Genomic DNA, 18,465 nt, shown 5'->3' with positions numbered 1-18,465 from the left:
ATTATTCATAGCAGAGAGAAGGAGCAAAAATGGCGAGTCGAGGGGTTAACAAAGTGATTTTGGTGGGTAACGTTGGTCAAGACCCCGAAGTGCGGACATTTCAAAACGGCGAGCAAGTAGCATCACTTTCAGTCGCGACATCAGAAAGTTGGCGTGATAAAGCGACAGGTGAAGTTAAAGAAAAAAGCGAGTGGCATCGTATTTCTGTTTTTGGGCAATCCGTTAACTTCTTAGCAAATTATGTTAAGAAGGGCGCTCAGCTATATATAGAAGGACAGCTTCAAACCAGAAAATGGCAGGATCAAAATGGACAAGACCGGTATACCACAGAGGTTGTTGTTAGGTGGCCTAGTGGTAATGTGCAGCTAGTGGGGAATCGCCCGAGTTCGGGAAGCGATTTAACAGATAATACATTGTCGATGTCATCTCATAAACCGCAAGTAAGTCCAACGGTTCTGCCTGATAATAGAGAGAGCCAAGGTATGTCGGGGAATCGTCTTACCCCTAGTTCGCCGGCGAGCAATTTGACTGATTACGATGATGATATCCCGTTCTGACGGTTACTCAGCACAAAGCAGAGTTTGCGCTCAAGCACATTTCTATCAATTACACTACCTCAATTGTCTATCGTTTAAACGAAGACATGCCAGACGCGTGAAAGCGCGAATAATTTCATATATATTTGTAATCAATCAGTAAAGAAAGGAACTGCAGATGATTTTTACGGTTGATGGCGACAATGGAATGCCCAAAATCCTGGTTTTAGGAGTTGGTGGTTGCGGGTGCAATACCTCTTCGACCATTGGAGATGCCATCGAGGATGATAACCTTAAAATCATTAACATCAACACAGATGCTTCGGCTCTTGAGCGTTGCAAATCGGGTGAAAACTTCTTGATTGGTCGCTCGCTCACCAATGGTTTTGGTGCTGGAGCAAGACCGGAAGTAGGGCTTGATGCTGCAAAAGAGAACGAAGATGATTTGAAGGCGTTGTTTGACGGTCAGGATATTATCTTTATTACTGCCGGCTTAGGTGGTGGCACGGGAACAGGTGCGACGCCTTTCATTATCGAATTGGCCAGAAACAGCAACAAGCCAGTCATATGTATTCCTACCTTGCCGTTCAAGACGGAAGGTGAGCTTCGAATGAAGAATGCCTTAGAGGGCTTGAAGCAAATCAAACAGTTAGCTAATGCAGTCGTCACGTTACCGAACGATAATATACTTGAAACGTTGGGTGAGAGTGTTGGTGTGTTCAGTGCATTTAAGCATGCAGACCGAATGCTGGAGGATACCCTTCGTGCTTTGATTGATATGTTAACCAGTACAGGTTACGTGAATATCGATCTTAATGATTTTATTACTGTTATGTCTCAGACGGGTGATGCGATTTTGGGCACTAGTAAGGCTGATGATCAGTCTGCTGTCGAACTAGCTGTCAAAGCCGCCGTAAACAATCCAATTTATCAAGATCGCGATATGACCTTGGCGAAGGGGGCGTTGGTGCAGGTTAATGTCAGAGAAGAAATCACGGTAGGCACTTACAACAAGATCAATGACACCATCACAAGTATGCTCAAACCGAGCACTCTTCTCGTTAGTGGTATTACTGAAAAGCCGGATATGCAGCATCTGATTGAGATTTTCATCATCGGGACAGGTATTTCAGATACAGAGGAAAGTGTGCCAGAGGGTTATCAGTCCATCAAACTTGCTATCTCTAACGAGACACCAAAAGATACCGTCAGCCAAAGTGAAGTGCCTGTCACTGTAGAAAAGCTTGAGACGAACGTTAAGGGTAATACGGTAGCAGCAACTCGCACAGAACCAGAAACGCGCAGAGAAGCAATGGAATACCTAAATATTCCAGCGTTTTTGAGAAATTCTAAAAAGAACTAGTGGAGCGTCCACAATGCTTAAGCTTCCGGCTTTTTACTGGAAAGGTGTAGTCACATTTGCTTGAAAAGAAAAATATGAAACGCTCGCTAATTGGCCTTTTAGGTTTGGCGCAACTAATACTGTGCTCTTTACCCGCTAAGGCTGAGATAGAGCCATATCCGTATCACCTGGCTCGCATTACATTAACTGAGAAATTGGTTATCGAACAAGATAGAGAAGTGGTTAGTCTCGCTGTTGATGGCTCAGAAATTTATCACTTTCTTCAACAGCAAATTGAAGTCCAAGGTATCTTCTTTTTGTCGGTTGAACTTCCATGGACATTGGTACCTGAACGAGTGTTAGTTACTGATTATCAGCACGTTTCTGAAGATGGTGAAAACTACTACGTCCCGATGGAAAGTGCAGAGTATTTCCTTCCAGACTTGGCTGGCTTTGAACAAGGCTTCAACCGCAAACGGATGGTTAGGTTTAGCGAAAGCACACAATACCAAGGCTATTATCAAGCCTTTAAAATGCATTGCTTCAGCAGTATATGCAGCTATCAGCTGAGATTGGTATCACCAGATCCTGAGCGTGCTTCGGCAACCTATAAGGCCGTTTATCCCCTCCTTGAAGGCAGTTATGTAACCGACCCTGATTTTCGACTTCTGGATGTCATTTATGAAGACTGAACAGTCCGCATTGATCGCCTTTCAACTCGGAAAAGGTACCGATCACCAAGGGCGATTCATTAGCGAGATATGGGACTTCAATAGTTTTTGGCTTGAGCACGACCATAAGTACATTCAGTGGCTATTTCCTATTGATGCGCAAACCAAGTTCAACCGACATGCGCCTGTTTTGACCACAGATGACAGAGCTGCATTTTTTGAGTCGGAAGTGCTTCAGCAAGCGCAGCAAAAATCTTTAGATTTGTTGCTGCACTTTTTTGGTTTGCAGTGGAAAGAGGGGGAAATCGTTCCTACCGGTCAGTTAAACATCCGAGAGCATATTTGGTTGAAGCGGGGTGGACATAACCACCTTCGTATTTCACGAATCATCAGAAGCCTTGCGCTTTGCGGACAACACAATCTCAGCTACCAATTTCAACAGGCTGTGATTAAGGTTGCGAAAGAGCACGGAGAGGTTAGTGAGGAGTCGATGGGGTATTGGTTGAAGGCAGCGGCCGACTTGGACTCAGACTCATAAAGAGAGTTAAAGAAGTTGTGAAATCGTGGCCAATCTGACTTTGCCACTGCAGTCTATATATGCCAAGAATATGTATTTAATGGATCATTTTCAGTATCTTACTGCCTTACTTGAACGTACTGTTGAAGCTTGCTCGTGTGCAATAAGTTTTTTTATCGCCTGATTAATAACGATAATATCGTCTAGATCCGTCACATTGTCGACGGCATCGAGCAATGACTCTTTACTGCAAGGTGGGATCCTTTCGATATTTTTTATTTTTCCACGTGTGGTATTTTTAAGAAGATCAAATGTTGAATGATTCATGTAATAAGCCTGAAGGACGTTGTTGTAGTATTAGGAAAACGTTTGCGTGAAATATATACATTTTTGTCAGATACTTCAAATACCGCCCTAGAATGCATCTGGGCTTCTCATTTCTATTGTGAATGTAGCTTGCCCGTGTTTTCGAGTGTGAATGTTAACCTTATGAAGTAAAAGAATTAATTAGTACTCTGTTTCGGTATTTATTTACAGACTTGCTAAGTAATGAATCTATTATTGTGAACTCGCGCAAGTTCTGTAGGGGTAATGAGCGGTAGATGTAGGGTGATAGTAATAAACCGTTGGCTTTATAGAGTTGGTAGATTGCAAGTAAAACTGGAAGGAGCCCTAAGGCAGACCTCAGGGCAATACGTTATCTATTAATGTGGCCTTCATTGATGACAAGCTCGTAATCATTACAAACTTGTATCAGTATTTGTCTTGCTCTTGGGTTTAACATTTTAACTCGACGACTGGTCCAGTTTTCTGCAATGTATTTTCCTACTTCAACACCTGCCGCAGGGAAGTCACTGAAATATTCCATTAAGTAGGCTTCTGCTTCTTTTAAAGACAGTCCATTCTTATCCCAGTCGGCCATTCTTTGTCCAGTGAGGCTATACCAATCGTTAAATGAATGAGAAGTGGCATTCATCATATTTTCCTTAATATTCAGAGTATTAAAAAGGCCGTTTCCTGCTACCAATACATCAGTTTTACTGAGCATAAAGGTGCTGGTTTATTTCCTTTTTGGTTTGACAACTAATGCAGTGTGTACACGTGACATCAAAGGCTAAACGAGCCGGTTCGATGTCGTCACCACATGCTTGGCAATACCCATAATCATTCAAAGACACTTTTGCTTTAGCGAGGGTTAACGCATTTGCGCGTGCATTCAAACGACCCATAATCGTGTTCAGTTGGTAATGGTGTTGCAATTGGTCAGCTGTGTCACAGCAATCGCTAGATTGAACGGCGGATTGGCTTAACTGTGCGCGGGTATTGTCGATACTCGCTAGAGTATGAGTAAGCTCTTCTTGAATACGAGCTTCAATGTGATTCAAATCCATGTGTTGTTTTCCTTGGCTTGTATGCCTTTTATGCGCAAAAAGCTATTTGTCAAAATAAACAAAGTAGCCCCGAGAGGTAAAACCATCATCGGAGCCTAAATTGACGCAGTAGCCCCCATGCTACTTATGTTGCTCCATGCAAAATCATCCTTAATGAACTGGCTGATATCGTTCAGCTTCTGGCTCCCATCGCTGTCCTAGCGGTGTCCATAATTATTCCTTGGAGTTGAAGTATCCTTATCAGGCCAAATCGCCATCCATACGCGGTGTCCTTATGATTCCGTTCTGGCTTTCCTATCCTCAAAAACCATGCCTATCTCTAAAGGCATTCCTTGTACTCGACTAGCCCCGTCGATGAGAGATATTTTACGTGCCTAGGGAATGAAATGGGTGTTAACGCGAGGTAAAGATTGATTTGATAAAGCAATGTACGGATTAGTAGAACGATAAAACAGAGGGTTATGTGTATGGCCAAGTAGGTTTAGCCATGAATCCAGATGCATTATGTCCATTGCTATGGACGATCTCTTACAAGTTTTGCTGACATTGGGACTATGAGCATCTTGCTAATGTTACCAGGAATTCACACGCCCAATGGTTTGGGTTCGATGTATGGGTGTGAAATTTTAACACCAAGTTGATTCCTGTATCTTGCAACTTGGGCAAATCACGCACGGTTTAATGCGATTTCGTTGTAATGTACGATGAAATCTTGTCAGCGAGATCTCGATTAATATTGTTGCAGTGCTTGCTGAGGAATTGGCGTGCAGCGAAGGTTGCGTGATGCGATAGGTCAACATCACCATAAACGAACCAAGAATCTACGTTTAATTGATGAGCGTGAGCTAATAAGCGTCTGACTGGGTCTGCTTCATCAAGCCTCACTTTTCCTACCCAGTCGATATCCGGTGCTAAGGTTTCTTTAGGAAATACGCGGTTATTGATGAGGTCTCTATATATGTCTTGGTTGTCAATAGGGTAGAGTAAATACCCATGCTCTTGTGCTGCTGTGGTTAGTGCATTTACAGCTTTAACGTCGAACGGTATGGTTTTGAACAATTGAGGCTGAGTTAAACCAATGGTAGTCGCTCCAATTTTCGTCAGGTAGCTATAAGAATATAGAGTACGGCGGGCCATAAAGTATAGAATTTTCATAATGCGTACATCCTTAGTTTGAGTAGATCATTGACTTGGCAATGTCTGCGACTTTTTTCAGTTCTCGCAGTTCTCCGGTAAGCATCAAATCAAGAGCACGTGAACCACCGAGAGCGGGGTGAAGGTTCTTTTTCGATACCCAGCTGTAAACACTTTCCTTGCTCGAAAAAAATAGACTTAATGATGAATGGATCGACAAAATGTAGCTGGCTCGTATCAAGCTGTCGTTTTCAGGATTTTCGAAATGGTTTGTGTTCAGTAGTCGCTCCACCTGATGTTGTGTACACCCCCATTTTTCTAGGATTTTGGTCGCTACTTTGAGTGATTTACGTCTTTCGGTGTGATGGATTTGAGCAAACATTTCAAAGCCCTTAGGCGGGTTAAACACAACTTGAGGTTAGCATAGGGCAAAGGAGTCCTCTAATAATATTGTGTTTCCAGCGTCAAACTGAAAGTTATATAAAAGTTAACTTTTTCATATGGTTATGTATAATCTGATGTTATTTTGACACTGGTTGTTCTCTACTATTTCTACTAATCGTCGTTAAATTGGCTCAAGTGATAGAAATTGACAGTTGGTGTATGAAAAACACGCGCTCGCCCTATGCAGTCTTTGCATTAATTCGCAGGTTTAGACTTTATTCTGTTGAATTTAAAGAGCTATTTTGTCAGGGTCTTGATTGAACGATGTTGCTAGTTTTGGTTGAGTTTTGTACACAGTTTTAGTGGGTAACTTGCAATAAAACGTTTGCTTCATAGAGTTGATAGATTGCAAGTAAAACTGGAAAGAACAGTGAATACATCAAGGGGAACACGTATTCACTGAGGCGAGTTCCCATCGCTAAGCCATACTCATTAACGGCGAGCTACCGACTACCTCTCTTAAATTTAGGTTATGTGCAGTGAACTTCAAGGAATAAGCTGTCGTTTAGAGCTTTCATGGTGACATTGAGATGGTTTGTGAGTAAGAAATCTGCACTTGAAAAACCGGACGTTTCACTAAAAAACTCTCTCTAGTTTAAGTGATTACTGTAAACAAACTTTGTGCGCAATGTAGACTGAACTACTGATGCGAGGAAAATAATGAACGGCCCAAATACATAATCCAAGTAGGTGTGAGCTGTTAGTATTAGGTAAGGTATTATGGATAATACTTCGACAATGGATAATACTTCTACAGCTAACTTGTGAAGGAGATGTGGCGCGCATGTTTACAATTACTGAATATTGGATTATTGGCATTAAGCACCTTTGGTTTATCTTGGTTACGATGATTTCCATCCTGTTTTCTTCATACAGTGTGGCGACAACAACAGAAAAATGTGTACTTCCTCAAGAGACGTTGAAGGTGCTATTTGGGGATCATGCCAACGTCATAGTTTCTTATCAGTCACCGTTTGTTGCGCTTGCTTCTAACCTCAATGCCACCCACATCCTCTGGATTAATGAACAGCAGCAGAGCAGTCAGGTCTATAGCATCCAAAAACAGGGGGGTGACCAAGAGGTCGTGGTGATCGCGGCATCCTGTTCTCAGATCTTCCCTGAGTTAGTGAGCGCTGTTCAGGTCTCACGTCAGGTGTTGGGAAATCAGCTCACACTAGGCCCAGGTTCTCGGTTTGTGGAAGATTTGGGTCTGTCACTCGATCAAATCGCAGCGGTACAGGCAAAGGTGTTTGCTGCTGCAGAAATCGCGATGCCGGAAGAGCTCTACGCTACATATGCCGAACTTGCTACCTACATTAAAGAGACCCCAGCGGTAAAAAACCGTGGATTCAAAGAGGATAAAGCATTCCACGTCCAGACCGTTTATTACGGAACCACGCGAGCACGCGACGACAAACGCGGTGCCTATTACGGTAAGGATCGGGATATTGAGGCACCCATTCACTACGGTAAGGCGGAAGTGTCTATCCCGTTTAATCACGAAAAAGGAAGCATCGAACAGCCTTTTTTGTCTATAGAATGGTTTCAAGACAGCGATAAGCACGTATTGATTCGATCTGTCTCAGAGATGGGAAGTGATGAATTTTGGTCCCAGCTCCCAGTTAAAGCAGATGGAACTGAGTGGGATAACAGCATTATTGTGTACTTACACGGCTACAATGTAGCGTTTAATGCGGCGATAAAACGCACAGCTCAGATGGCGTACGATTTCAACTTTACTGGAGTGCCTCTGTTGTTCTCATGGCCATCCAATGCCAAGCTGCTCGACTATGCCGCTGATCGGGAAGACGCCATTTGGAGCGCTACCCACTTTGCCGGTTTCCTGGCTCGGTTACATGCGGAGAACCCCAAAACGAACATCCATATTATCGCGCACAGCATGGGTAATCAGGTGCTGTTAAATGCTCTAGATGAGATGTCTCTAAAAGAAGAAACCAAGCACCTGAAATTTAGCAGCGTAGTTCTGGCGGCACCAGATGTAGACAGTGAGTGGTTTCAGTTTCAGCTTGCAGAACGGGTGACGCGACTGGCGGATCGTTGGGCTTTGTATACTTCTGAGAATGATGGTGCACTGATTGCTTCCAACAAAGTCAATCAAGCCAAGCGCTTAGGAATGCCGGTGAGTTTGATCGAGAACATTGATGTTATCGACACTAGTGGTCTGAACGCAGCACCATGGAGCATTCCAGAGTCCCACTCATATTATGCTAACAAACTGCCAGTGATCGAAGACTTGGTGGAACACATCAAAGGGGTGGCACCGGGTCAGAGGACCCTAACTGAAGTCGTGACAGAAAAAGGCCGCTACTGGACGCTAGCCGAGTAAATCCATCCGCTGTCAACATGAACACAACCCCAAAGGAGGGGAAATGAGGCAGGTCATCAAGGTTTTATGTGTCGCTGTGCTGTTTAGCCTGTCCGGAAAAGGCTTGGCGAGTTATGCGTGGATCACTGGGTTAGAACACAGTGCCGGCGCGCTATGGCAAGAATACCAGCTGATGGGACTCGACGAGGAAATGCCAGCACCCTGCCATCGGCTTATTGTCAGAGGTCAACAGTACCCGTTAGCGTTGGTAGGGGTGGAAGAGCTCGGTCTCTGTAACCAAGTCCTTGACGAGCAGTATAAACGCAAGCTTCAGGAGTTTGTCGAAACAGACGCAAACCAATACGACTTTAGTTGGCAGTTCATGTTACAGCTAAGCTGGATTCGCGGTCGCTTAGCTCAACAGGTATGGGGCCAGTTGGACTCTGGATACAACAAATTCTCACTGTTGTCTGAAGCCAACAGGTTGAATAACGTGGCGTTTAACATGACGGAAGCATTACCAGACGCAGAGCGCAAACAAGCTGAAGAGGTGATCAACAAAGTAGGGGGCTGGGTATATTTGGCCACTAGCCTCTTTGATCCCAATGTCAACCTGCCTCAGCTCGAAACCAAGAAGATCGAAACGCAGTTTCCACCTATGCCTGCTCTCATTGAGGAGAGAAAAAAGTTATCTGAGGAAGAGCGTGTCACCTTTGACCGAACCATCCGAATGGTGGAACTGGAACGGTGGTTCTTGACAAGAGCCATCAAACAATCTCAATTCTGGCAGGGGATAATAGATAATTATACTGGCGAGCAAAAGTGCACTAATAGTACCGAGTGGATCGATTCAGCGTTATTGTTGGCGAAACTTGCGACCATAAGGCACGACCGGGATCAGGCTGTGTTTTATCTTGCTTACGCTCTGGATGAAAACAGCTTGGCTCAAAGCTGTGGTTACGAAGCAAATCAAGCAAAAATCAGCGCGATTCACTCCTTGTGGCAATCGCTCCTTCCATATTTTGCAGCGTTACCCGATTCTCCGATGAATTCCAGTTACGAGTTGTACTTATGGCGGACTATGGCGTCCCAGCTCAATGACCCTGATGTGTTGAAATTGGTCATTTCAGAGTTGGATCGCATTGTTTCGAGAGAACCTTCTCTGTTTTATCAGTTTTCAGCACAGGCACTTCAGGCGTCCTTACTAAGGCAATACGGACAAAATAATGTGGCGCAAAACTACACCAATCGAGCCATTGAAACGGTCGGTAAGTATTTTGAGCACACTGCTCAACCAGGTGAGGTTGCGGTTACCCACGCTTATGAGCTGGTACTGGAGAGTGCCGAGAACCTCTATAATCTCGGGGAGTTTGAACGTGCTCGAAGTTTAATAGCCACTCTTGGAGACAATGTGGCTCATGGAGATGCGGCGCTACTCCACAGCGCCATTTTGATCAAAGTTGATGAGGCTGAACAGGCAAGCGATGTGTTGAACCGCGCACTGGAGCAACATACCCTGAAGAAGGATAACGGTCGCAATTACGAGCTACTGTTCCGGCATAACCTTGTGGTAGCTTATTTAACGAAAGGTGAGTATGCCAAAGCGTTTGAGCAGCTAACGGCCATCATCGAAAACCCTAATCCGCGGAAGGGTTACCAAAGAACCTATCGGGTGAGTGCCGGTTTGGTTCGAGTTTTGATAAATGATCGGCAAGGGGCAATTAATGACATGAACACCTTGCTGGCAGAAAGTAAACACGACCAGCAGATACTACTGAGAAATCTGGAGGTAATCCTTACCACACCAGACTCAGACACGATAACTCTGGACTATTACTATCCACTACTGACCAAAGCACCGTTGTTTTACACCACGAATGTTTCGTTTCACCAGAATATGTTACTGTCATCTGACTATTATGATCGCATACAGCATAAAGCTAGCCTTGCCGTGTTCACTGACCCAGATAACAAAACTGATGCGTTTGGTCGGGTGTTCAATCGTCCGTTCTCGGTAGCAGATCAGGCGGATATTGCTATTACAGCTGTTGGAGGCGGCGCAGTATGGCTGTGGAAACCGTCGACGGGTCGTGCCATTAAAAAAATCCGATTGACCACGGGGAAAGTGAGTAAAGTTCAGTTGTCGTCTGACGGAACTCAGCTCTTTGCGATAGTACAAAACAAAGGCTCTTATAAAAAGTACCTTCAGTTGTGGGATCTGGTGCGGGAAGCGCCGGTGTGGAGTCTCGACGAGCAGCTTGGTGAAACCGAAGACTTTGATTGGAACGAGCCATTAAGCAGATTGCTTCTTGCGTCCGGTTCTCAGGTCAGTCTGTACGACACTAGTAGTCGAACCGAGCTAGCTCACTTTGAAAGTAAGATTAATCACCCAACGGTAGGATTCATAACTGATAGGCCATACTTCGTCAGGTTGTCCCCCGATGGGCTACGACTGGTTACTGCTTTCCGGGAACACTTGGTGGTTTGGGACTACGCCAGCCACGCCAGGCAGATTGTGAATCTACCTGATACAATTTCAGGATTGGCACTGTCGAAAAATGGCCAAATTATTCGTATCCGTACGGGTTATGCGTCCAGCCTGGCGAATCATTATTATCAGTTGGACGACTTGACTCCAGTGGATGCTCAAGGTGTTTTTCCTAGTGGTTTCGAGTCTAAGCATGAAGCCACTTCACAAACGTTCCATATCTCTCAGAAAGATGGCGTGTTTGAAGTCTTTGATCGGAAAACGGATCAAAAGCTCAGTATGCTACGTGCCTACAACCTGCCTATGCAGCAGGTAGTGATCATGGATAAACCGCAAATGATGGCTCTTATTTCCGATCATAAGCTGCAGCTCTGGTCGCTTAACAGTGGCCGTAAATTGAACACCCAATTGGTCATTAAAGATGAATATCGACGAATAGATGTTCTGGATGATACTCACCTATTGCTGACTCATCGTTATGGCGATACGTTGGCGGTGCTGAACCTCAGCACATTAGAAATGCAACATGTCGAAATCGAAAACGACAGTCGGGACATGCAGATAACGGCTATTCAAAATGGTTGGTTGGCTGTGACCAACAACGGAAAAACCGGTGACGATAAGCGCTTTCAGTTAACCCGACTGCATTGGCGTGACCAGCAGCTTCAGCATGAAATCCTTCTCAGCGATGTCAGCTATCCTTGGTTGATAAATCATGATGAGACTTCTGACCTTATCACTACCCGCCGTGGGGACAAGCTGTTTGTCATGCCTCAAATAGATGGGCGGCCGAGTGACACGGTCTGGTTTTATGCAAAAACAGATGAGCATCGCCAACTTTTTTCGCTGAATGTGACTAACGGTGAACGAGGTGAAAGTATCCAACTAAAAGATGAGATACAACATTTAAATGGTAGTGATGATGTCCTCGCGTTCGATGTGACGGCCAGAGAGTTTTCGCTGCTGACTGAGCGAGGCCACTCGAACATTTCGCGCACCAACGGTGAGATTACGCAACAAGAAGAAATCTATGGGGATGTGGCAACAGCCTTTGTGGATCCCCGAAACCAAACCCAGTATCGGCTCGTTAATGGGGCATCCAAGACCTTCGTGGTTGCATCTGACCAGGGCCGGGTTGTAGCGGTGATTGACGATGTGATTGTGAAAGCTGGATTTGATGCAAGCGGTCGGTATTTGCATGCTACGACCACCGATCAGAAATTGCTCTTTTTGGATCCCCAGACATTCCAACCTATCGTTACACTGATGATACTCGACGGCGGTGGTTGGTTGGTAACCGATGCTTCTGGCCGTTATGATAGTAATACCCCCGGTGATATTCCCGCAGCATCTTGGGTACTGTATGAACAGCCGTTTGACCCGAAACCACTGGAACTGTTTATGAAACCGTTCTATGAACCGGGGTTATTGGTTCGGGCGCTGAGGGGGGAGCCGTTCCCGGATGTCTCCGACCTCAATGATATCGATACGCGTCAGCCAAAGGTGGCCATAGAAAAGATAGAGATAATGAACGATGGCACCATTGATGTAGCACTGAAACTGACATCGGGGGAGGAAGGGGTTTCTTCGATTCAGCTCTTCCGGGATGAAGTATTGGTAGGGCAGGCGGTGGATCTGTCAACTGATCCGCAACAAACAGTCCGCTTCGACAGTATTCAACTGCCTACCCGATTTCAGAAAAGCGCAGGAGCCTCCGTCAAGTTTAGTGCTTATGCTTTTAACCTACATGGGATCCGAAGTTTGGTTAGCACAAGGTCAGTGACCCTCCCGACATTGGATGTACGCAAGCCTAAGGCGTATATTTTATCGACCGGGATAAATCGGTACAGTAACCGTTCGTGGGATCTGACGTATGCCGTCAATGATGCCCAAGAGATGGTGAGTATGATCAGTGACAATCTAGCCACTAGTACAGACTATACGATTGTGCCGATTCAACTGTTGTCGGACGATGCCGAGAACAATGCTGATAAGGGCACGTTGGCAGCGGTGCTACGTCGTTTGGCAGGGGAAGCGGTAGAGATACCTAACGTGGTCAATGCTTCTGAAATCGAACGAGTTACGCCGGATGATCTGGTAATCTTCACCTTTTCCGGTCACGGGTTACTGCATCAGGGCGAATTCTACTTCTTCACTAGTGATATCGGGAAAGGAACCAGTCGGGTCATTTCGGAGGATATGTTAGCGCGCACATTGTCTGCCAACGAATTATCCATTTTGATCGAACAGATAGACGCCGGTAGCATGGTAATGATTGTGGATGCCTGCCAGTCAGCCGGTGCGTTGGCGAGTAACGGTTTTAAACCCGGCCCGATGGGTAGCCGGGGCCTTGGTCAGTTGGCGTGGGATAAAAAGATGTTTTACCTGAGCGCCAGTCAGGCCGAGCAGTTCGCTTTAGAGAGCTCAAGTTTGAATCACGGTTATTTGACTTACAGCTTGGCAAAAGAAGGATTAGGATCCGGAAAAGCAGACTACTTCCCGAAAGATAACCGTATTTCCACACGTGAGTGGTTGAACTATGGGGTACAGCGTGTACCGCAATTGGTGGATGAGCTCAAATCCGGTGGTTTCAGCAGCTTAACACCGGGCACACGTGGCTTGAGCGCGGTATCTGGCCGGGAGAAGAGTCAGATAGCCAGCAAGATACAGCAGCCGGTATTGTTCGACTTTTCAAAGGATAACGCCTTATTCCTTAAATAATGGCTCACGTCGTGATTTTTCTGCATCATGGCGCCGCTCCGCAAGGAGTGTTTTGCAACAAAAACGCGGTAGAGTTTGTGTGTGACGGATGGTCATTCGACTTTGGCTGAACATTTGTTGCAGCCAGTGTTCTGGTTGAGAGAGTTAGAAAGGTCGCGGCTAAAGCACAGCTTGTCTCTTGATGCCGAGATTTCAAGGTAAACACCTCTGCTGTGGGCGGTGTATTCGGGAACGCTTGAAACTGTACATCTTTTGCTACAAGTTGACACGGATCCTATTGCTGTACTGAGTATGAGAAACAGTGCGCGAGAGCACGCAATTGAACAGGGTGACAGAGCCATGGAGCAGCCAATGTATTGAGCTGAGTTTGGCGTTATGACGTGCCTTTGAGGCTCAGGTTGAAGTGGCTTGTCTTCGTCTACCACCGGATTAAGCTTATAGGATATGGATGTTGGAAAAGCCTTTCGGGATGGTAGTGCGAAATGAGAGTAGGTATCTGGTTAAAGAACAAAACACGATGGATCTATGGGAAGTCGCCTTTCCTGTGTCAGTGGTTGTTGCTCTTTCTATTCGGTTCTTGGATTATCTTTGTAGACCCTTACGGGATCGGTAGTGCTAGTGAGCGGGCGAGTGAGCGTGCTATCTATCGCCTGAGCGCGAAAACCTACGAATCAGACAAAAGCCAGCACGAGATTCTGATAGTGATCTTTAATGACCGCGCTATAGACAATCTGTATCCAGCTATTTGGCAATCGAATGATTGGCCACTGTCCTATCTGGATCAGGTAAACTTACTGTCGGCTATCATGGTAAATGATCCCAAGGCGCTCTTTTATGATGTGATGTGGATAAAGCGCCGATCACTGGACCCTTCTTTCGAGCGGGCATTAAGTAAACTGGAGCAGATACAGCAAATCACACAAACGCACCTCTATTTGGCAAAAGGCAGCAGGGACTCTTCGATGACTGCTGAAGTCAAAGATCGTCTGGAACGTTTCGCAACGCTAGCAATTAATGGCTGGAACCTGAGTCAGAATCTATATCCAGTATATGTTGGCGGTGAGAAGAGTATAGCGGCGGCGTTGTATGAAAGGTATTGCGACAAGGGAGCGTGCTCACTACCCGAGCCTGAGTCGGCTCACCCCATCAGCATAAAATGGAGTGCGCTATCGGCCCCCGTGTTGCTGGCGCATCGCGCCGCCGAATGCGAAAAACCGGCCAGCAATCTTGGTGGACTGCTCTGGGCGGTGACCAAAAGCATCGCGAACAACATGATTCCTGGCTTTGCTCCGGTTGAGCGCAAAGTCGCATGCCCTCCTCAAAAAGTGTTGTATGCCGACGAGTTATTTGCACTGGCTCGATCGGGCGATGAGACGGATCGGGAGATGCTACGACGTTGGATAACCAACAAAATCGTGCTGGTAGGTGGGCAAATCGAAGGGATTCACGATTACGTCATATCGCCGGTTCATGGCGCGGTACCGGGTGTTTTCTTTCACGCCATGGCATTGGACAACTTGATCGTTTACGGCCAGAGTTACACCAAAGACTTACCTCACGCCCGTGAACTGAACTTGGCGATTTGGACCTTCTATACCTTGTTGTTATTGGCGTTTCGACGAGCGGTAAAGGGTCGCATTGCTGAGCCGACACTCAAGAAGGTGTTCTGGGGAATGAGTTTGCTATACGTGGTACTGATCGTGGGCGTGGTGTATGGTTTATACGACGCTGCGCCTTCGAGTTGGGTGTTTCTGCTTGCTATGGGATGGCTAGGTGGTAAGGTGCTGGATCGACTTGAGGCTTATTATGAAGTGCATTAACCGAATCATTTCTACGATATTGTGTGCTCTGCTGTCTAGTCACTTGCTATTGAGTTCTGCAGCGGCCCTCTCTATTGAAGCTTGGTTGGAGCCGGTGGTCGATCTAGAGTTTGATAACGGCAATTGGTCGCTATTCGTTGTGGATACTTTGCCGGAGCCTCCTATTTACGTTATGCGTGCAGAGGAAGGACGAGTTCTGGTTGAACTGAGTGGTATTGGGCCAGTATGGGTCAATAACGCTTCAGTAAGGTTGAGTGAAGAGACGTTGCAATTGCATTGTCAACGGACGAAGAATGCCAAGGCGGAAGATCATCAGAACTTTGGCATGCGGGGCTTTAGACAACAAGCGGAAGTGAAGTGTATTACTGAGTAATCGCTACTCAACTGTGAATCTTATTTGGTCTGTTCTATAAGCAATACGCTGGAAGGAGAAGTACTGTATAAAGCAGATATTCCTTACACTGCGGGAAGATTAGTCAGCGAGAATCAAAACGAAGGGGCTGAGTTTGAATCATTCGATACTCTAAGCCAACAATATGCTGTTTTCGAGTGTTAAGGAAACCCAATGGCAATGGAGCTACCGTCTACAGCACTGTAGAGTGGTTGGCTCAAATGAAGTTAAGTTGAGCTGCAACTTTAATTTAGAAATGTACCACTCTCGCCATTTCTGAGATCGAAAATGAGTATTGCACGTGACGGTGACGTGCTCTTTTTAAACACGGTTTCTATGAGTTATTGTTAAATATGATCGCCGAAGAGTCAGCTACATGGTTGCTGTGGCTGACTCTTCCATAGCTAATGGGTGACGTTCCAAGAGAAAAGTTTCACGCCTCCCGTCTCGGGTGGTCTTCCGCTGCCTAGGCCTCTGCTGCTCATTTGTAATGGCGCCTGTTCCAAGTGAGAAAGGTCTTGATTGACTCCTCTTCCAGGCTGGCTGCTGATCAGCAAATGTTCGCGTCCAACGGTATCGACCGTTACTGTCCAGTTGAACGAGAGAGCTTCGTTTTTGTGCAGCCTGTTGGGTTCTCCCGGTGCAGGGTAGAGCTGGGTAATGCCATACTGGCTGTCGACAAATAGGATGCTGACGTCTTGTGAGGTGCGACTGAGTCCTTTGACATTAAAGAGAATAATATCGTTTTCCTGAAGCACTGGCGTGACGTTGACAGGCATGTCTTGTACTTGTCCATCACGTTCAATTTGGAAGTTGACCTCAAGATTTTTTTCCACGCCATTCAAATAACGGTTGCTATACAGCAAGCGCTCAACGTTGGCGATTTTGACCAGGTTGTTTTTCAATACCGAGACATACTGCGTGGGGACGTGTGGCTCGTGCACATTCAATAGAGGTTGTTGTGGTCTGACGTCGACGCACGTTTGGTAAGACTTCTTCGACAGTTCCTGGTATTCACACGGTAAAGATTGATCGGCTTTTAAAAACCAAAGGCGTTCTTCAAACTGAGTGGTAACAATGGTCGCGGCTTCCGGGCTGACGAACTCTAGTAGAGCCTCTTCTTTAGCTGCCTGAGCTAAGGCTTTCTGCATACGTTGGTTCTTGGCCTCACTAGTGCCTTTCGCAGGGATCCAAGCAACTTTTAGGGTGTCATTAATGGCCGGTTTGATCAGCCGGACGTACAGCGGTTTTGGCCACGTTTTGGTTTCTAGGCCTGTTATGGAGGCATAACTTTTGACGGCTGTCGCGCTCTGGATTTCCAACGACGCCAGTTTTTGATCATCCGTGGCTGTAGCATCCCCAAACAGCGCTACTTGGGAGCCGGATGTCAACATGGCGAGTTTACCGCCCTGAATAGCGAGTATGTTGCCTTCTAATTTGGCGGTGAACTGGTGGGTATGCCCCCCTTTTTCCCCAAAGACTGGGCTATTCATGTCTGAGGCGCTAAAGAGAGGGGTAGTATTGCGCCATGGCAGGGTTTCGTAGCGGGCAAGTACTTTTTGAGCCAGCTGTTGATAGCTAATTTGACCGTTGTTACTAAGCACTTCCATTAAGGCGTAAGTAAACAGGCCGTGGTAGCGACGGCTCTCTTCATATCGTGGCAATTTCATTTCTGGTGTGGTTTGAGTGCTTTGAGCAGCAGAAAAGGCAATCAATGCACCTCGGTTTGTCGCTCCCTTGCCTTCTGAGCCTTGTAGTTTACCTTGAAGCGTACCTTCCTGAAAATGATTAGCCTGATTCCACTGGCTAAAATCGGTCCGTGTATCACTTCTTTCGTTGTTCCCCCGGTGTTGTATATCTGGAGTTCTGTTGGAATCTGGGATACCTAGCACGTTGTTGCCGATTCGACGATATTTAACTTCAGGTGTGGCGGCACCACGTGTCATGGTGCCAGAGTGGCAACTGTCAAACACCAACCAAACGTCTGCACCGTTACCACGAATTTTATCGATAAAGAGGGCAATCTCGTCGTCAATAATGGCGTTTTTTACCGAGCCAATATATGCATCCCATTTGTTAGCATCGGAAGGTAAGAAGATCTCGTCGAGCCCATCGGCTTCATCATTGCTTGCTTTTTTCGCGGGCTGTCGGCTGCCGTGTCCCGCAAAATGTAGGTAGATAAAATCTCCGGAGCTCGCCTTGTCTGAGACATGAGTTAACGCCGCCAGAATATTTTTACGCGTTGGTTGGGTATAGCCGTCATGGGTTATCAGCTGCAGGATATTGTCTTCAGCGAACCCCCTTTGAAGTAGCACAGAGGTGACGATTTCAGCGTCATTTACCGGGCCATCGAGTTGTAGATCCGGTGGGAGGTTTTCGTAATCGGCTACCCCAACTAGAATGGCATACTTAGCCGCCTGTGCAGGTAAGGTGAACGCCATTATGAGTACCGCAGAAGCGAGAATTCGTTGATAGATTTTAAGGGTGTTAGTGTCCATTTATTTCCCCCAACAGTTTTCAAATGATAGATAGTATTCAAGATGAAGCAGAAATAGCGGAAATCCAAGCACAAATGGAAATGGTCGCGGCGTCGATGACGAATGAAACGTCACAAGAAAAAGCGACCATCCCAGATAACGTGGTTGATCTCTTTGCTTTCAATAGTGATGTTAAGCATTAAGTGG

At 46.0% G+C, this 18,465-nt stretch carries 15 protein-coding genes; 9 read left to right on the top strand and 6 right to left on the bottom strand.

Annotated elements, in window-relative coordinates; genetic code table 11:
• Nucleotides 1-29: 29 nt before the first annotated feature.
• The 4 genes from ssb (at nucleotide 30) to ACJB0T_RS02895 (ending at nucleotide 3,087) form a co-directional block, all read left to right on the top strand.
• Nucleotides 30-557, top strand: coding sequence for a single-stranded DNA-binding protein (ssb, locus tag ACJB0T_RS02910; protein ID WP_479293028.1), 528 nt, complete (start codon nucleotides 30-32; stop codon nucleotides 555-557).
• 157 nt (nucleotides 558-714) lie between these two features.
• Nucleotides 715-1,899 carry a cell division protein FtsZ gene (locus ACJB0T_RS02905; protein WP_479293030.1) on the top strand — a complete coding sequence of 395 codons (1,185 nt, stop codon included), beginning with the start codon at nucleotides 715-717 and terminating at the stop codon, nucleotides 1,897-1,899.
• A gap of 74 nt (nucleotides 1,900-1,973) precedes the next feature.
• Nucleotides 1,974-2,570 carry a hypothetical protein gene (locus ACJB0T_RS02900; protein ID WP_479293032.1) on the top strand — a complete coding sequence of 199 codons (597 nt, stop codon included), beginning with the start codon at nucleotides 1,974-1,976 and terminating at the stop codon, nucleotides 2,568-2,570.
• Nucleotides 2,560-3,087, top strand: coding sequence for an opioid growth factor receptor-related protein (locus tag ACJB0T_RS02895; protein ID WP_479293033.1), 528 nt, complete (start codon nucleotides 2,560-2,562; stop codon nucleotides 3,085-3,087). Before ACJB0T_RS02900 ends, ACJB0T_RS02895 begins: the two co-directional genes overlap by 11 nt.
• Before the next feature lie 90 nt (nucleotides 3,088-3,177).
• On the opposite strand, the gene ACJB0T_RS02890 is transcribed toward ACJB0T_RS02895, so the two are convergent.
• The 5 genes from ACJB0T_RS02890 to ACJB0T_RS02870 all read right to left on the bottom strand — a co-directional run bounded on the left by ACJB0T_RS02890 (nucleotide 3,178) and on the right by ACJB0T_RS02870 (nucleotide 5,973).
• A complete protein-coding gene (locus tag ACJB0T_RS02890) occupies nucleotides 3,178-3,393 on the bottom strand; it encodes a hypothetical protein (RefSeq protein WP_475556171.1) in 216 nt (71 codons plus the stop codon).
• Between the two features lie 370 nt (nucleotides 3,394-3,763).
• Entirely contained in the window at nucleotides 3,764-4,114 is a 351-nt protein-coding gene (locus ACJB0T_RS02885) for a hypothetical protein (protein ID WP_479293035.1), read from the bottom strand.
• Nucleotides 4,104-4,457 carry a TraR/DksA family transcriptional regulator gene (locus ACJB0T_RS02880; RefSeq protein WP_479293036.1) on the bottom strand — a complete coding sequence of 118 codons (354 nt, stop codon included), beginning with the start codon at nucleotides 4,455-4,457 and terminating at the stop codon, nucleotides 4,104-4,106. The genes ACJB0T_RS02885 and ACJB0T_RS02880 overlap by 11 nt, the downstream gene beginning before the upstream one ends.
• Before the next feature lie 678 nt (nucleotides 4,458-5,135).
• On the bottom strand, nucleotides 5,136-5,612 hold the full coding sequence (locus ACJB0T_RS02875) for an alpha-amylase family protein (protein WP_479293038.1): 477 nt from the start codon (nucleotides 5,610-5,612) through the stop codon (nucleotides 5,136-5,138).
• Nucleotides 5,613-5,625: 13 nt separating this feature from the next.
• Nucleotides 5,626-5,973: a hypothetical protein gene (locus ACJB0T_RS02870; protein ID WP_475556175.1), complete on the bottom strand. Its 348-nt coding sequence runs from the start codon at nucleotides 5,971-5,973 to the stop codon at nucleotides 5,626-5,628.
• An 846-nt stretch (nucleotides 5,974-6,819) separates the two neighbouring features.
• Here ACJB0T_RS02870 and ACJB0T_RS02865 point away from each other — a divergent pair.
• From ACJB0T_RS02865 to ACJB0T_RS02850, 4 genes are all read left to right on the top strand, one after another.
• Nucleotides 6,820-8,382, top strand: coding sequence for an alpha/beta hydrolase (locus ACJB0T_RS02865; protein ID WP_479293040.1), 1,563 nt, complete (start codon nucleotides 6,820-6,822; stop codon nucleotides 8,380-8,382).
• 43 nt (nucleotides 8,383-8,425) lie between these two features.
• Nucleotides 8,426-13,570, top strand: coding sequence for a caspase family protein (locus tag ACJB0T_RS02860; protein ID WP_479293042.1), 5,145 nt, complete (start codon nucleotides 8,426-8,428; stop codon nucleotides 13,568-13,570).
• A gap of 482 nt (nucleotides 13,571-14,052) precedes the next feature.
• The gene (locus ACJB0T_RS02855) at nucleotides 14,053-15,390 is read left to right on the top strand and encodes a CHASE2 domain-containing protein (RefSeq protein ID WP_479293044.1); all 1,338 of its coding nucleotides are present in this window, start codon (nucleotides 14,053-14,055) and stop codon (nucleotides 15,388-15,390) included.
• Complete coding sequence (locus tag ACJB0T_RS02850; RefSeq protein WP_479293046.1) at nucleotides 15,377-15,763, top strand: hypothetical protein; 387 nt, start codon at nucleotides 15,377-15,379, stop codon at nucleotides 15,761-15,763. The genes ACJB0T_RS02855 and ACJB0T_RS02850 overlap by 14 nt, the downstream gene beginning before the upstream one ends.
• A 422-nt stretch (nucleotides 15,764-16,185) precedes the next feature.
• On the opposite strand, the gene ACJB0T_RS02845 is transcribed toward ACJB0T_RS02850, so the two are convergent.
• Nucleotides 16,186-18,279, bottom strand: coding sequence for a caspase family protein (locus ACJB0T_RS02845; RefSeq protein ID WP_479293048.1), 2,094 nt, complete (start codon nucleotides 18,277-18,279; stop codon nucleotides 16,186-16,188).
• 23 nt (nucleotides 18,280-18,302) lie between these two features.
• Between ACJB0T_RS02845 and ACJB0T_RS02840 the strand changes: the two genes are divergently transcribed.
• The gene (locus ACJB0T_RS02840) at nucleotides 18,303-18,461 is read left to right on the top strand and encodes a hypothetical protein (RefSeq protein WP_479293050.1); all 159 of its coding nucleotides are present in this window, start codon (nucleotides 18,303-18,305) and stop codon (nucleotides 18,459-18,461) included.
• The last annotated feature ends 4 nt before the right edge of the window (nucleotides 18,462-18,465 follow it).

It is taken from the genome of Vibrio sp. CB1-5 (assembly GCF_059412285.1).
The sequence above is the reverse complement of the archived record's forward strand: the minus strand, read 5'-3'. Positions and strand labels throughout refer to the sequence as shown.

Coding starts and splice junctions, on each gene's coding strand:
- ACJB0T_RS02900 (WP_479293032.1), top strand. CDS start 1,974: ATGAAACGCTCGCTAATTGGCCTTTTAGGTTTGGCGCAACTAATACTG.
- ssb (WP_479293028.1), top strand. CDS start 30: ATGGCGAGTCGAGGGGTTAACAAAGTGATTTTGGTGGGTAACGTTGGT.
- ACJB0T_RS02865 (WP_479293040.1), top strand. CDS start 6,820: ATGTTTACAATTACTGAATATTGGATTATTGGCATTAAGCACCTTTGG.
- ACJB0T_RS02905 (WP_479293030.1), top strand. CDS start 715: ATGATTTTTACGGTTGATGGCGACAATGGAATGCCCAAAATCCTGGTT.
- ACJB0T_RS02890 (WP_475556171.1), bottom strand. CDS start 3,393: ATGAATCATTCAACATTTGATCTTCTTAAAAATACCACACGTGGAAAA.
- ACJB0T_RS02860 (WP_479293042.1), top strand. CDS start 8,426: ATGAGGCAGGTCATCAAGGTTTTATGTGTCGCTGTGCTGTTTAGCCTG.
- ACJB0T_RS02855 (WP_479293044.1), top strand. CDS start 14,053: ATGAGAGTAGGTATCTGGTTAAAGAACAAAACACGATGGATCTATGGG.
- ACJB0T_RS02885 (WP_479293035.1), bottom strand. CDS start 4,114: ATGCTCAGTAAAACTGATGTATTGGTAGCAGGAAACGGCCTTTTTAAT.
- ACJB0T_RS02845 (WP_479293048.1), bottom strand. CDS start 18,279: ATGGACACTAACACCCTTAAAATCTATCAACGAATTCTCGCTTCTGCG.
- ACJB0T_RS02875 (WP_479293038.1), bottom strand. CDS start 5,612: ATGAAAATTCTATACTTTATGGCCCGCCGTACTCTATATTCTTATAGC.
- ACJB0T_RS02870 (WP_475556175.1), bottom strand. CDS start 5,973: ATGTTTGCTCAAATCCATCACACCGAAAGACGTAAATCACTCAAAGTA.
- ACJB0T_RS02895 (WP_479293033.1), top strand. CDS start 2,560: ATGAAGACTGAACAGTCCGCATTGATCGCCTTTCAACTCGGAAAAGGT.
- ACJB0T_RS02880 (WP_479293036.1), bottom strand. CDS start 4,457: ATGGATTTGAATCACATTGAAGCTCGTATTCAAGAAGAGCTTACTCAT.
- ACJB0T_RS02850 (WP_479293046.1), top strand. CDS start 15,377: ATGAAGTGCATTAACCGAATCATTTCTACGATATTGTGTGCTCTGCTG.
- ACJB0T_RS02840 (WP_479293050.1), top strand. CDS start 18,303: ATGATAGATAGTATTCAAGATGAAGCAGAAATAGCGGAAATCCAAGCA.